The organism is Paenibacillus sp. FSL W7-1332 (genome assembly GCF_037969785.1).
Taxonomy (GTDB): Bacteria; Bacillota; Bacilli; order Paenibacillales; family Paenibacillaceae; genus Paenibacillus_AQ.
In genome coordinates, this window is sequence record NZ_CP150209.1 from 231,098 (window position 1) to 245,289 (window position 14,192).

General features: G+C 50.2%; 12 protein-coding genes. 8 read left to right on the plus strand and 4 right to left on the minus strand.

Annotation, left to right across the window (positions count from 1 at the left end):
* The first annotated feature begins 154 nt into the window (after positions 1–154).
* The 6 genes from MKX98_RS01140 to eno all read left to right on the plus strand — a co-directional run bounded on the left by MKX98_RS01140 (position 155) and on the right by eno (position 7,391).
* Complete coding sequence (locus MKX98_RS01140) at positions 155–1,198, plus strand: sugar-binding domain-containing protein (RefSeq protein ID WP_071219496.1); 1,044 nt, start codon at positions 155–157, stop codon at positions 1,196–1,198.
* Positions 1,199–1,298: 100 nt separating this feature from the next.
* Positions 1,299–2,303, plus strand: coding sequence for a type I glyceraldehyde-3-phosphate dehydrogenase (gene gap, locus MKX98_RS01145; RefSeq protein ID WP_071219497.1), 1,005 nt, complete (start codon positions 1,299–1,301; stop codon positions 2,301–2,303).
* 194 nt (positions 2,304–2,497) lie between these two features.
* Entirely contained in the window at positions 2,498–3,679 is a 1,182-nt protein-coding gene (locus MKX98_RS01150) for a phosphoglycerate kinase (protein ID WP_194540401.1), read from the plus strand.
* A 76-nt stretch (positions 3,680–3,755) separates the two neighbouring features.
* A complete protein-coding gene (gene tpiA / locus MKX98_RS01155; protein WP_194540402.1) occupies positions 3,756–4,508 on the plus strand; it encodes a triose-phosphate isomerase in 753 nt (250 codons plus the stop codon).
* Complete coding sequence (gpmI, locus tag MKX98_RS01160) at positions 4,509–6,053, plus strand: 2,3-bisphosphoglycerate-independent phosphoglycerate mutase (RefSeq protein ID WP_194540403.1); 1,545 nt, start codon at positions 4,509–4,511, stop codon at positions 6,051–6,053.
* A 48-nt stretch (positions 6,054–6,101) separates the two neighbouring features.
* Positions 6,102–7,391 carry a phosphopyruvate hydratase gene (eno, locus tag MKX98_RS01165; protein ID WP_071219501.1) on the plus strand — a complete coding sequence of 430 codons (1,290 nt, stop codon included), beginning with the start codon at positions 6,102–6,104 and terminating at the stop codon, positions 7,389–7,391.
* A gap of 470 nt (positions 7,392–7,861) precedes the next feature.
* On the opposite strand, the gene MKX98_RS01170 is transcribed toward eno, so the two are convergent.
* Positions 7,862–8,746, minus strand: a complete 885-nt coding sequence (locus MKX98_RS01170) for a LysR family transcriptional regulator (protein WP_113060531.1) — start codon at positions 8,744–8,746, stop codon at positions 7,862–7,864.
* Positions 8,747–8,856: 110 nt separating this feature from the next.
* Between MKX98_RS01170 and aroC the strand changes: the two genes are divergently transcribed.
* Positions 8,857–9,915: a chorismate synthase gene (aroC, locus tag MKX98_RS01175; RefSeq protein WP_220686968.1), complete on the plus strand. Its 1,059-nt coding sequence runs from the start codon at positions 8,857–8,859 to the stop codon at positions 9,913–9,915.
* 110 nt (positions 9,916–10,025) lie between these two features.
* On the opposite strand, the gene MKX98_RS01180 is transcribed toward aroC, so the two are convergent.
* From MKX98_RS01180 to MKX98_RS01190, 3 genes are all read right to left on the minus strand, one after another.
* Entirely contained in the window at positions 10,026–11,150 is a 1,125-nt protein-coding gene (locus MKX98_RS01180; protein ID WP_339220937.1) for an NADH:flavin oxidoreductase, read from the minus strand.
* Between the two features lie 117 nt (positions 11,151–11,267).
* Entirely contained in the window at positions 11,268–11,579 is a 312-nt protein-coding gene (locus tag MKX98_RS01185; RefSeq protein ID WP_009590170.1) for a helix-turn-helix transcriptional regulator, read from the minus strand.
* A 118-nt stretch (positions 11,580–11,697) separates the two neighbouring features.
* Positions 11,698–13,218: a flavocytochrome c gene (locus MKX98_RS01190; RefSeq protein WP_339220940.1), complete on the minus strand. Its 1,521-nt coding sequence runs from the start codon at positions 13,216–13,218 to the stop codon at positions 11,698–11,700.
* 402 nt (positions 13,219–13,620) lie between these two features.
* Between MKX98_RS01190 and MKX98_RS01195 the strand changes: the two genes are divergently transcribed.
* On the plus strand, positions 13,621–14,187 hold the full coding sequence (locus MKX98_RS01195) for a TetR-like C-terminal domain-containing protein (RefSeq protein ID WP_100539618.1): 567 nt from the start codon (positions 13,621–13,623) through the stop codon (positions 14,185–14,187).
* Positions 14,188–14,192: the final 5 nt, after the last annotated feature.

Consider the following 14,192-nt stretch of genomic DNA (forward strand, 5'->3'; position numbering starts at 1 on the left):
GTATAAGAATGCCCGGGGCAGAGAAATATACTTTCGGACACTTGCAACCGGCATAATTATTGGTTAGAATAAAGGTGGGACTTAAAAAGTTCAACTGGGACATTTTACGACCAGCTAGAGGAGAGCCGAGACGAAGTTTGCAGGAGTGGAATGCATGCGTAACCTATTAGAAATACAAGAGCAGCTTCTGCCGGATCTGATGGACACTCTTAAACGAAGGTATACCATCCTTCATCAGATCAAGTTGTCCGGAATTGTTGGCCGAAGAACATTGGCTTCATCACTCTCGATGACCGAGCGTGTTCTCAGAGCAGAGACTGATCTTCTGAAAGCGCAGGGGCTGATCGAGATTGAAACGCTTGGCATGCGCATCAGCAGCTCAGGGATATGCTTGCTGGAGGAGCTGGAGCCGGTCATGAATGAGTTATTCGGACTGGTTGAACTGGAAGAGAAGATTCGTCAGGCTTACGGGCTTCGTAAAGTGGTCATTATTCCCGGTGACAGCGAGTCATCTCCGGAAGTCAAACGTGAGCTTGGCCGGGCCGGAGCAAGAACGTTGCTAAGCTTTGTCCAAGATGGAGATACGATTGCCGTAACCGGCGGCTCCACGCTCGCCGAAGTGGCCGAGCAGATGTCCTCTTTGCCAGGCGGCGAACCGCTGACAAGCACTTGGTTTGTGCCAGCGCGGGGCGGTCTTGGGGAGAGCGTGGAGATTCAAGCGAACACCATTGCTTCCAAGATGGCAAAGCGCGTTGGAGCTGAGTACCGATTGCTTCACGTACCGGATCTGCTAAGCGAGGATGCCTATCAGTCTCTGGTGCAGGATCAGCATATCCAGGAGATCGTGGATGTGATCAGGCGCTGCCGTGTCATTATTCACGGCATCGGAGATGCCATGGAGATGGCAAGAAGGCGCAAGCTGGATGAAAACTCTATTCAGAACTTGCAGGCAGATGGCGCGATTGCGGAATCCTTCGGCTACTACTTCAGTGAAGATGGTGAAGTTGTCCACAAAATGCTTACTCTCGGGCTGCGGCTTGAGGATATTATGCGGACAGAGACGATCATCGGCATTGCTGGGGGTCAAGGCAAGGGCAAGGCGATTCATGCGGTGCTGAAATTCGGACATGAGGATATTCTCGTTACCGATGAAGCCGCGGCACTGGAAGTCGAGAAGGAGATTGACGCCGGGATTTGAACCCACGGGCGTGCACGCTGATTTTTCCTTATTGTTGTCTTGATTGGCTTAACGGCCAATCTTGAATATATAAATTTTACAAATATGGAGGGAACTACTCATGGTTAAAGTAGGTATTAACGGTTTTGGACGTATTGGACGTAACGTGTTCCGCGCTGCGCTGAACAACAGCGAAGTTGAAATCGTGGCAATCAACGATTTGACGGACGTAAGCACGCTGGCACACCTTTTGAAATATGACACAACTCACGGAAGACTTAATGCAACGGTTGAAGCTAAAGAAGGCGCACTCGTTGTAAACGGCCGTGAAGTGAAAGTATTTGCTGAGCGTAACCCTGAAGCATTGCCTTGGGCTGAGCACGGCGTTGAAATCGTTGTAGAATCCACTGGTATTTTCACAGCGAAAGACAAAGCTTCCGCTCACTTGAAAGGCGGCGCTAAGAAAGTTATCATCTCCGCTCCAGCAACTGACGAAGATATTACGATCGTTATGGGCGTTAACGAAGACAAATACGATGCAGCTAACCATACTGTAATCTCCAATGCTTCTTGTACAACAAACTGCTTGGCTCCTTTTGCTAAAGTTCTTGACGAGAAATTCGGTATCGTTAAGGGTATGATGACTACGGTTCACTCCTACACGAATGACCAGCAAGTGCTTGATCTTCCGCACAAAGATCTGCGTCGTGCTCGTGCAGCTGCTGAAAACATCATTCCATCCACAACTGGTGCTGCTAAAGCGGTTAGCCTCGTTCTGCCACAATTGAAAGGCAAATTGAACGGTATGGCAATGCGTGTACCTACGAAGAACGTTTCTGTAACGGATCTCGTAGTTGAGCTGTCCCAAAATGTAACCCTTGAAGATGTAAACGGAGCTCTGAAAGCAGCTGCTGAAGGCCCGCTGAAAGGCATCTTGAACTACTCCGAAGAGCCGCTTGTATCCAGCGACTACAATGGCGACCCAGCTTCTTCCACTATCGATTCGCTCTCCACTATGGTAGTTGGCGACAACATGGTGAAAGTAGTTTCTTGGTATGACAACGAGTGGGGCTACTCCAACCGTGTCGTTGACCTCGCTGCTTACATCGCAAGCAAAGGTCTGTAATTGATCTAGCCATACAATCGAAGAGGAGTTCCGTTTCACGGGTCTCCTCTTTGGTTCATGGTTTTTCCTTGTTTTCATGCCAGAGCACTGGGAAGAATAGACAAGATCCGGGCGCTGGTTAGCGATAGAGAGAGAAACGAGAGCAACTGCATGCTGTCGGTGAGGAGAATAGTTTTCTTAGGAGGAACGTGGAGATGAACAAGAAAAGTGTACGTGATGTAGAAGTAAGCGGCAAACGGGTGTTTGTCCGCGTCGATTTCAATGTACCGCTCGAAGATGGTAAAATTACAGACGACACTCGTATTCGCGAGACTTTGCCGACCATTAAGTATCTGGTAGAGCAAGGAGCGAAAGTCATCCTGGCCAGTCACATGGGTCGTCCAAAAGGAGAGGTCGTTGAATCTTTGCGCCTGACTCCGGCAAGTCAGCGTCTGTCCGAGCTGCTCGGCAAACCGGTAGCCAAAGCGGATGAAGCGGTAGGAGAAGCTGTTAAAGCTCAAGTCGAGAAGCTGCAAAACGGCGATGTGCTCGTGCTTGAAAATGTTCGTTTTTACGCTGGTGAAGAGAAGAATGATCCGGAACTTGCGAAGCAATTCGCCGAACTGGCCGATCTGTTCGTGAATGACGCGTTTGGTGCTGCTCACCGTGCGCACGCTTCGACAGAAGGTATCGCTCATCATCTTCCGGCTGTATCGGGATTGTTGATGGAGAAAGAGCTGTCCGTTCTCGGCAAAGCCCTTTCGAATCCGGACCGTCCTTTTACCGCCATCATCGGTGGATCGAAGGTTAAGGACAAAATCGACGTGATCGACAACTTGCTTACGCTTGCTGATAATGTCATCATCGGCGGTGGACTTGCTTACACGTTCTTCAAAGCTCAAGGCCATGAAATCGGCCAATCTCTGCTTGATAAAGAGAAGCTTGATGTTGCACTCGGTTTCATCGAGAAAGCTAAAGAGCTGGGCAAAAACTTCTACCTGCCGGAAGATATCGTCGTTACGGACGAGTTCAGCGCAGACGCGAATACCAAGGTCGTTGATATCGACGGCATTCCTGCCGATTGGGAAGGCGTTGACATCGGACCTAAGACTCGCGCCAAGTATGCAGAAGTGATCAAGAACTCCAAGCTTGTCGTGTGGAACGGTCCTATGGGCGTATTCGAAATCGCTCCGTTCAGCAACGGTACTCGTGAAGTGGCACAAGCTTGTGCGGATACGGAAGCTTACACGATTATCGGCGGCGGCGACTCGGCTGCAGCTGCAGAGAAATTCGGTCTTGCCGACAAGATGAACCACATCTCGACAGGCGGCGGTGCATCTCTTGAGTTCATGGAAGGCAAAGCACTTCCTGGTGTTGTGGCACTGAACGACAAATAGAAATAGGCACTATATTGGATAGCAAGTGGATGAAGTTTGGACCCCGATTCTTCGGGGGAATAAAGGAGTGAATCGTGTGAGAACACCTATCATAGCTGGTAACTGGAAAATGTTCAAAACCGTTCCGGAAGCAACTTCATTTATTGAAGATGTGAAAGGCAAAGCGGAAGTAGAAGGCGTTGAAAGCGTGATTTGCGCGCCATTTACCAATCTTCCTGCATTGGTTGAAGCGGTCAAGGGCACGAACATTAAAATCGGTGCACAAAATCTTCATTTTGAAGACAATGGCGCCTTTACGGGTGAAATCAGCGGTTTGATGCTGAAGGATCTGGGCGTGGACTATGTCATTATTGGACACTCCGAGCGCCGTCAGTATTTTGCTGAAACCGATGAGATCGTGAACAAGAAGGTACATGCGGCATTCCGCCATGGTCTTCTTCCGATCGTATGCGTCGGCGAGAAGCTGGAAGAACGCGAAGCCGGCCAAACCAAAGACGTGTGCAAAGTACAAACGGAAGCAGCGTTCGCAGGTGTTCCCGCTGATCAAGCGGTTCATGTCGTTATTGCTTATGAGCCAATCTGGGCGATCGGAACGGGCAAATCCTCTACGGCAGAGGATGCGAACGAAGTCATCGCTTATATTCGTGAACTCGTTCAAGGTCTGTACGGCGAAACCGTTGCAGAGCAAGTTCGTATTCAATACGGCGGCAGCGTGAAGCCTGAAAATGTAGCGGAGTATATGGGACAAAGTGACATCGACGGCGCGCTCGTTGGTGGTGCAAGTCTACAACCGGCTTCCTACATCGCACTCGTTGAGGGGGCGAAGTAAATGTCTGCTCCAAGACCTGTAGCTCTGATCATCATGGACGGTTTCGGGCTTCGCAACACCGAAGTGGGCAATGCGGTCGCTCAAGCGAACAAGCCTAACTACGACCGGTATTTGAAGCAATACCCGAACACCACGTTGACCGCTTGCGGTGAAGCCGTAGGCTTGCCGGAAGGTCAAATGGGGAACTCTGAAGTGGGTCACTTGAACATCGGCGCAGGCCGGATCGTGTATCAGGACTTGACCCGCATCACGAAGTCGATTCGTGAAGGAGAATTCTTCGAGAACGAAACGCTGGTGGAAGCCGTTCGCGCTGCTAAGAACAACAACAAGAAGCTGCATCTGTACGGGCTGGTATCCGACGGCGGCGTTCACAGTCATATTGAGCATATGTTTGCCATGCTGGATCTTTGCAAGAAGGAAGATTTCCATGACGTATACATCCATGGCTTCATGGATGGACGCGACGTGGCACCGGACAGCGGCAAGCAGTTCGTTAAAGATCTGATTGCGAAGATTGAAGAAGTGGGCGTTGGCCAAATCGCTACGCTTTCCGGTCGTTATTATGCGATGGACCGCGACAAGCGTTGGGATCGTGTCGAGAAGGCTTACCGTGCCATGGTGTATGGCGAAGGACCGAAATATACGGATCCGCTGAAAGCCATCATCGAATCTTACGAGAAATCGGTTTACGATGAATTCGTAGAACCGACCGTGATTGTGAATGGTGAAGGCGAGCCGGTTAGTCTGGTGGAGAGCGGAGATTCCGTTATCTTCCTGAACTACCGCCCTGACCGTGCGATTCAGCTGTCCCAGGTGTTTACGAATAATGACTTCCGTGGCTTTGAACGTGGACCGAAGTTCCCGCAAAACCTGCATTTTGTCTGCTTGACGCTGTTCAGCGAGACGGTGGAAGGCTTCGTTGCCTACAAACCGAAGAATCTCGATAACACGCTCGGCGAAGTGCTGGTTCAGCACAACAAGAAGCAGCTTCGAATTGCGGAAACCGAAAAGTACCCGCACGTGACATTCTTTTTCAGCGGTGGACGCGATGTTGAGCTTCCTGGTGAAACGCGCGTACTGATCAACTCGCCTAAAGTGGCGACCTACGATCTGAAACCGGAGATGAGCGCTTATGAAGTGGCGGATGCTTGCGTGAGAGAAATCGAAGCGGATAAGCATGACGCGATCATTTTGAACTTCGCCAACCCGGACATGGTAGGTCATTCCGGTATGCTGGAGCCGACAATTAAAGCCGTTGAGACTACGGATGAGTGTGTCGGCAAGGTCGTTGAGGCTGTTTTGGCAAAAGGCGGGGTAGTTCTGATTACCGCTGACCACGGGAACGCGGACATGGTATTTGACGAGAGTGGACGTCCGTTCACCGCACATACTACGAACCCGGTTCCGTTCATCGTAACGGATGAGAATGTAACACTGCGTGAAGGCGGTATTCTTGCCGACATTGCGCCAACCATTCTCGACCTGATGGATCTGCCGAAGCCGGATGAGATGACTGGAACTTCCATGATTGCAGCACGTAAATAAGTGGTTCATAATGGAACATAAACATAACATTAAAAGGAGACTATACACATGACTATTATTTCTGATGTATATGCACGCGAAGTCCTTGACTCCCGTGGCAATCCAACCGTAGAGGTTGAAGTATACCTGGAATCCGGTGCAATCGGTCGCGCGATCGTTCCATCCGGTGCTTCCACTGGCGTTCACGAAGCCGTTGAGCTTCGCGACGACGACAAATCCCGTTACCTGGGCAAAGGCGTTCTGAAAGCTGTTGAGAACGTGAACGAAATCATCGCGCCTGAAGTGATTGGCATGGACGCTCTGGACCAGCTTGGCATCGATAAACTGATGATCGCTTTGGACGGTACGCCGAACAAAGGCAAATTGGGTGCGAACGCAATTCTGGCCGTATCCATGGCTGTAGCTCGCGCTGCTGCTGATGCATTGGATCTTCCGCTGTATGTTTACCTTGGCGGATTCAACGCAAAACAACTTCCAGTACCTATGATGAACATCGTTAACGGTGGCGCTCACGCGGACAACAACGTTGACGTTCAAGAGTTCATGGTATTGCCTGTTGGTGCACCTAGCTTCAAAGAAGCCCTTCGCATGGGCGCTGAAATCTTCCACAACCTGAAATCCGTTCTGAAGGGCAAAGGCCTGAACACAGCGGTTGGCGACGAAGGCGGCTTCGCTCCTAACTTCACGTCTAACGAAGATGCACTGTCTTCCATCATCGAAGCGATCGAAAAAGCCGGCTACAAGCCAGGTGAAGATGTATTGCTGGGTATGGACGTTGCTTCCACCGAGTTCTTCAAAGATGGCAAGTATGTTCTGGAAGGCGAAGGCAAATCCTTCACGCCGGCAGAATTCGTGGACTTGCTCGCTTCTTGGGTAGACAAATACCCAATCGTAACCATCGAAGACGGATGCTCCGAGGACGATTGGGAAGGTTGGAAATTGCTCACCGAGAAATTGGGTAACAAAATTCAACTCGTGGGTGACGACCTGTTCGTTACCAACACCGAGCGTCTGGAAAAAGGTATCAACGAAGGCATCGGTAACTCCATCCTGATCAAAGTAAACCAAATCGGTACATTGACTGAAACGTTCGATGCGATCGAAATGGCAAAACGCGCAGGATACACGGCTGTCATCTCCCACCGTTCCGGTGAGTCCGAGGACAGCACGATCGCTGATATCGCGGTGGCTACTAATGCTGGTCAGATCAAAACGGGTGCTCCTTCCCGTACGGACCGTGTGGCGAAATACAACCAATTGCTTCGTATCGAAGATCAATTGGGCGAGCTCGCTCAATACAACGGCTTGAAGTCGTTCTACAACTTGAAGCGCAAATAATTGAAATAAGAGAAAGCCCGGCTCCTGCTTTTGTGGGAGCTGGGCTTTTTTGCATTTATTTGAGAGAGCGAAGGGCTGCACACTTTGTTATCGTGCCGAGGGGCGGTGCGTATATCGTCTCCGGTCGCTGTTAAAATCGGGAAGCTGGAATGGAATAAGCTGAGGAAGCTTCCCAATTTTAAAGGCGAACGCGCTGCTCCTCCACCGATATACACACCTGAGCAGGGGAGGAGACGTGCAGCCATTTGTGAGTATCTCATAGGAGTGAAAAGAAGAAAGCCCAGCTCTGTGATGTCACATGAGCCGGGCTTTTGGGTGTATGGGAGGCGGGTCCATTAGCATTTCGGTCTCGTCTTGAAATAACCGCTTAGTAAGAGGTCATCGAAAAGGATCATAAAGGTGGATTGCTGTAGACAAGATCATGTATTCATAAGGTTGATGATGCTAATTTTCTTTCGACGGGAAGATCATCAATTCTGCTGCAGCATCTCCAAAAATGCCCCTGCCGCCAGCGAGGGCGACTGCTGCTTCCGAACGGCGACGCCAATATATCGATCCGGTAACGGAGTGTCTGTTCGAAGCTCCAGCAAGGAACCGTCCGAGATCTGAGACGAGACAAAGGCCCGTGGCAAGAAGGCTGTTCCATAACCGCGCTCGGCAAATTCTGCTAACATGTCCAGGCTGTTCAACTCGAAGTCGGCTGCCACTTCCACCCCTTGCGATCGGAACCACCCTTCGATGAAGGACCGCGTCGAGCTGCCGGGGGACAGCATCAAGAGGGGGAGCTCCGTCAATTCTTCCGTCCGTAGAGGCCTGCGCGCCCAATCTGCGAAGGCCGTTCCGACCACGGCGCAATAAGGCGAGGTACGGGAGTCGATGATATGGATTTCCTCGTCCGATACGGGAAGGTGAACAAAGCCGAGATCCAACGATCCTTTCTTTAAGCGCTCCACGATGCTGCTTGTTCGCTCCTGTGACAGCTGAATGCGGATGTCGGGATAGCGGGCATGGAATCGGTCGAGCAAGGAGAGGAGAAAGTCCTTAACGATAGCCCCGTTCGCGCCAATCCTCAGCCTGCCTTCGCTAAACTGCTTTAGCTTCTTCAATCGCCGCTCGGCTGAATCGAGTTCGTCGAATGCTTGCCTTACATGCTGATACAAGGCCTCTCCTTCTGTTGTTAAGCGGACGCCCTTGGATAACCGGTCGAACAGCCCCACGCCGAGGGCTTCTTCCAACTGCTTGATGGCATAACTCACAGAGGGCTGTGTCATATGGAGGTTATGCGCAGCTTTCGTGAGATTGGAAGTCTCTGCAGCATGCAGGAACACTCGATACCATTCCGTGTTGGCGATCATTTGTTATCAATCCTCTCTATGGCAACTGTTGATTATTGTGATTTCATTTATTTCAAATATACCTCTAAACTGAAGGATAAGGAATCGAAATGTTTACGGGAGGTATGAACATGGCAGGAAGTACGTTTGGAGAGCGGTTAAAAATGACTACGTTCGGGGAATCACACGGAGAAGCGGTGGGCGTCATTTTAGAAGGTGTCACACCGGGCGTTGAGCTGGACGAGGCTTACATTCAGATTCAGATGGATCGCAGAAGGCCGGGGCAATCCTCTGTTACGACTCCCCGCAAGGAATACGATAAGATCCGCATTTTATCTGGACTTTTCGAGGGGAGAACGACGGGGACGCCACTGTGCATCATGCTTAACAACACCGACATGCGCCCGTCGGCTTACGATACAATCAAATCGACCTACCGGCCCGGGCATGCGGATTTCACATATGAAAAAAAATACAAGATTCGCGACTATCGAGGAAGCGGAAGAGCTTCGGGAAGGGAGACGGCTGCGCGAGTGGCTGCTGGAGCCGTGGCGCGGAAGCTTCTGGAACGTCGGGGTGTCTCCATCCTGGCGTATACGACCGAGATCGGAGGTATCCGATGCGAGCAATTTGACGCCGATGCTATCGAACGGAATGCGGTTCGTGCGTGTGATCCGGAAGCAGCCGTTCGCATGATTGAGAGGATAGAACGACTGGCCGAAGAGGGGGACAGCTGCGGGGGGATTGTCGAATGCCGAATTAGCGGCATTGCCGCGGGACTGGGGGAACCCGTATTCGACAAGCTTGACGCTGAGTTAGCGAAGGCTATGTTGTCCGTCGGCGCGATTAAGGGCATTGAATTCGGGGCAGGCTTTCAAGCGGCCACTATGCGGGGAAGCGAGCACAACGATCAGATGGACGCGGGAGGGTTCCGGACGAACCATGCCGGCGGAATCATCGGTGGTATCAGCACCGGGGCGGATATCGTGTTCCGAGTCGTCGTAAAGCCGACTTCATCCATTTCAACCCCTCAACAGACTGTCGATGTAGACGGCAATGAACGGGAAATTGCGACGATCGGCAGGCACGATCCATGCATCTGTCCCCGCGTCGTACCGGTGATCGAAGCGATGGCTTGCATGGTAATCGAGGATCATTACAAGCGCCAAGCCGCTTTGCTGGACGAATAGCAGGGAACAACATACGGCAAAAAAAACCGGAAGCGATCTGCTTCCGGTTTTGTATTTAAAGATCTAATGCGGCTCTCAGGTCCCAAGGGAGCTGGGGAGCTGAAATCGCATTAAACCAGAGTTTGCAAGGAATCCGGCTTGAATGGTGCCAGCTCGTCGAAACGTCCGTCTCGAACCTTAGCGGCCCATTGCGGATCAGCCAACAGGGCACGGCCGACGGCAACCAGGTCAAATTCATTTTCCTCAAGACGATTCAGGAGCTCTTCGAGGTCTCTTTGGCCGGCACCCTTACCTTGGGTGAAGAGGCTGGTGAATACTTCATCGAGACCGACGGAACCGACGGTGATGACTGTTTTTCCTGTCAGTTTCTTGGCCCATCCAGCAAAGTTCAGGTCAGAACCTTCGAATTCAGGCTCCCAGAAGCGACGGGTCGAGCAGTGGAATATATCGACCCCGGCGTCAGACAGCGCGGTTAACAACTGACCCAGCTTTTCAGGCGTATCCGCCAGCTTGGCCTCATATTGGGTTGTCTTCCATTGGGATAGGCGGATGGCAACTGGGAAGTCTGGACCCACCGCCTCACGTACGGCTTTGATCACTTCGACCGCAAAGCGGGCACGCTTCAGCATGTCACCTCCGTATTCATCGGTACGCTGGTTCGTTCTCTCCCAGAGGAATTGGTCGATCAGGTATCCGTGGGCACCATGGATTTCTACGCCGTCAAAGCCAAGGCGTTTGGCATTCGCGGCTGCATCGGCATAAGCTTGAATAACCTGCTCGATTTCATCCTTGGTCATGGGTTTCGTGACGACGTTGCCGTCCAGGTCAAGTCCGGATGGTCCGATCGGAAGTGCTTCCGGGTTAGGCTCGGCACCTATTGGTCTAGTCATGCCGATGTGCCAAATTTGCGGCATGATCTTACCGCCGGCTTCGTGGACCTGACGGACCACCTCGGCCCAGCCGTTCAATGCGGCTTCACCATGGAAGTTAGGTATATTGGGGTTATCGGTTGCAGCTGGGTGATTTATCAGTGTTCCCTCGGTAATGATCAGTCCGACGCCATTCTCCGCACGCCGACGGTAGTAAGCGGCCACATCCGGGCCTGGAACGCCGTTCGGAGAGAACCCGCGCGTCATAGGGGCCATCACCACGCGGGATGGAAGAGTAAGGTTACCGATGGTATATGGCTCGAATAGGGATGCTGTAGATCGGACACTTTGATTTTGATTGCTCATGTATGGAATCCTCCAATATATTTAATATACTTTTCTGCATTTTCATAAAAATAGATATATATGATAAAAAGAAAGAGCTCTTAAGCTTAATCTTCAATCTGAATTTGCTTTTTAAGCCTAAAGCTCTTCCTTGAGTTGTTCGATAAAACGCTTAATGCCCTCCTCATTGCGTCTGTAATATGTCCACTGGCCCGCTCGATGGGATTCCAGTAAACCGGCCTTTTGCAATTTTACCAGGTAGCCAGAAACGACCGACTGAGCGAGTCCTGTTTTTTCTGAAATGGAGCCCACGCAGATACCGCCATGAAAATCACATTTGGAAGGCATGTGATCCTGCGGATCAAAATGTTCCTCCGGATGCTTCAGCCACTCCAGGATTTTAAACCGGGACTCGTTTGATAGTGCTTTGATGGTTTGTAAGGTATCCATGTGTTTCATTATATCTATTTTTATAGAAATGTAAATATGATTTTTAAAAATGATCGCTATCGGAGGATTAGGACAACCAAGCGTGCGTTGTTTTGCCGTATAAAGGGATGTAGACTGCTTACTGCGCTCCTACAAATTCAGCCGATTTAATGCCGGCTTGGCGGCCGAAAATAATGATCTCGGCAACGGAGTTGCCGCCGATCCGGTTTTGACCGTGCAAACCGCCGGTTAGTTCGCCGGCTGCGAACAGTCCTGGAATAGGCTTGCCGTCTTTATCCAAAACTTCCGTGTTCGTGTTGATTTTTACGCCGCCCATGGTGTAGTGAATACCGGGGGCAATTTGGATGGCATGGTATGGAGCCCCAGATAATTCGTTATCCATGCCTGTCGTTCTGTTGAACTCGGTATCTTTATTGTTCTTCACCGCGCTGTTCCATGTATCCAGTGTGGCTTGAAGCTGATCAGCTGGAACGCCCATTTCATTGGCCAAAGCCTCGATCGAATCGCCCTGAATGACAAAGCCCATTTTTTCATATTGCTGAATCGCTTTAACCCGGGATTTTACCCCGGAATCGAACACAAGATAAGCCGATTTTTCAGGAAGCTTATTGATGGCGGCGGTGACGTTATCCCGAGTATCCAGCTCGTTTGTGAAACGTTTGCCTTGGCTGGAAACGAGGATGGCCCCTTCTCCCCGAACGGCTTCCCCGATAAGATAAGATTTCTCCTGCTGAACCGTAGGGTGAACCTGGATTTGATCCATATCGACCGTAGTGCCGCCGAGTTTTTCAATCATGGTAATGCCGTCACCGGTGCTGCCTTCTTGATTGGTGGTCACGTAACCTTTCAGATCGGACCGAACTTCGGAGATCATGTCCATGTTGGCTCCGAAACCGCCGGTTGTCACAACGACGGCATCCGCTGCAATAGATTTCTCGTCTTTCCCGTTGAAGATGACTTTGACGCCGTTTGCTTTGCCCTCTTTTTCCGTAATATCCGTTACCTTGGCGTTGACGAATAGCGGAATTTCTTGTTCTTGTACATTTTTCACCAGACCGTTGACAAGGTATTGTCCTACCGCCGAGCCGTCCTCAGGACGGTGCGTGCGCTTCTCGTTCATGCCGCCCGTAATGGTGATATTGTTCAACCGAATCCCGATGGAATCCAGCCAATCGATCGCGCTTGCCGAATGGTCAACGAAGAAACGAAGCATGTCTTTGTCGTTGGTTTCATGACCGCCCTTTAAAGTCTCTTCATAAAATAAATCGTTGCTGTCCTTAATGCCCTGTTCTTGTTGGAACTTGGTTTCGGAAGCATTCATGCCCGAGGATGATTTTATGGTATTCCCGCCGGCAATCGGCATTTTTTCAAAAATGACCGGAGTCATGCCTTTTTCTTTTGCCTCAAGGGCAGCAGACATACCGGCTCCGCCTGCACCGACGATGATGATATCATACTTTTCTTTGAGCTGATCGATCGGCGTATACCCGGTTTGGGACGCACCCGAAACGGCCGTATCTGGGGCTTCTTCTTTTTTTGCGTTGTCTTGACTCTGATCATGGGTCCCGCCGCCGCATCCCGCGATGGCGAGCATGAAAGAGAGAATGAGTATAAGCGTTGCTGCAACCTTCTTTTTCACTGTGTAACCCTCCACTTTCTCTACATCTATTTAGTTGACCATAAAGAGCCAAACGAAAAAGGAGGTTTACCGTAGAAAAACGAGAAACAATAGGGTGTGCGAGTGTGGCCTTTATTCTTCGAATCTCAGATCTTCCCCGGTTGCCTCCCTCCGTCAGCCTCGTTAGGTCCACTTCATTTTAATATAGGGCTGTTAATTAAGTGGTGAATTATTTCACAATATAAACTTAATTTTTATTTACAACGATGCCATCGGGTTGCGATTTTCTCGACTTCTGCGCATTTCCAATCTATTTGCCTTCATAGGGTCACCGCTTTTTCGCGTTGAGTTCCTTTATAATGAAGGTGTATCGTCTGACTAATGGCCTTTGTGAATGATTACGCTCTGGATTGGAGGAGTTTTATGGCACAAACAACAAAAAAAGCGCTTGCCCTATCGCTAAAAAAAATGCTTGAGAAAAAAACGCTTGATAAGATTACCGTCATTGATGTTGTCGAGGACTGTGAAGTGAATCGGCAGACGTTTTATTATCATTTCAGGGATATTTATGATCTTGTGGAGTGGATTTGCACAAGCGAGGCTACCATAGCGCTGGATGGCAAGAAAACGTATGACACGTGGCAGCAGGGCCTATTGCAAATATTTGAGTATGTGCTAAAAAACAAGGCGTTTGTGACGAGCGTCTATCATTCTATTAAACGAGAGCAGCTGGAAAGGTACCTATTTAACGTAACGTATCATCTTTTGATAGGGGTTATTGAGGAAAAGGCCGTTACGATGTCGATCAGGGATGAGGATAAGTCGTTTATCGCTGACTTTTATAAATATGCGTTTGTAGGGCTGATGCTGGATTGGATTGCGAAAGGGATGAAAGAAGAGCCCTCTGCGATTGTGGACCGGCTGAGCATTTTGATTCAAGGCGATATCTTTTTCGCGCTGGAAAAGTTTAAATTGCACCACTCTCATTAGACAAT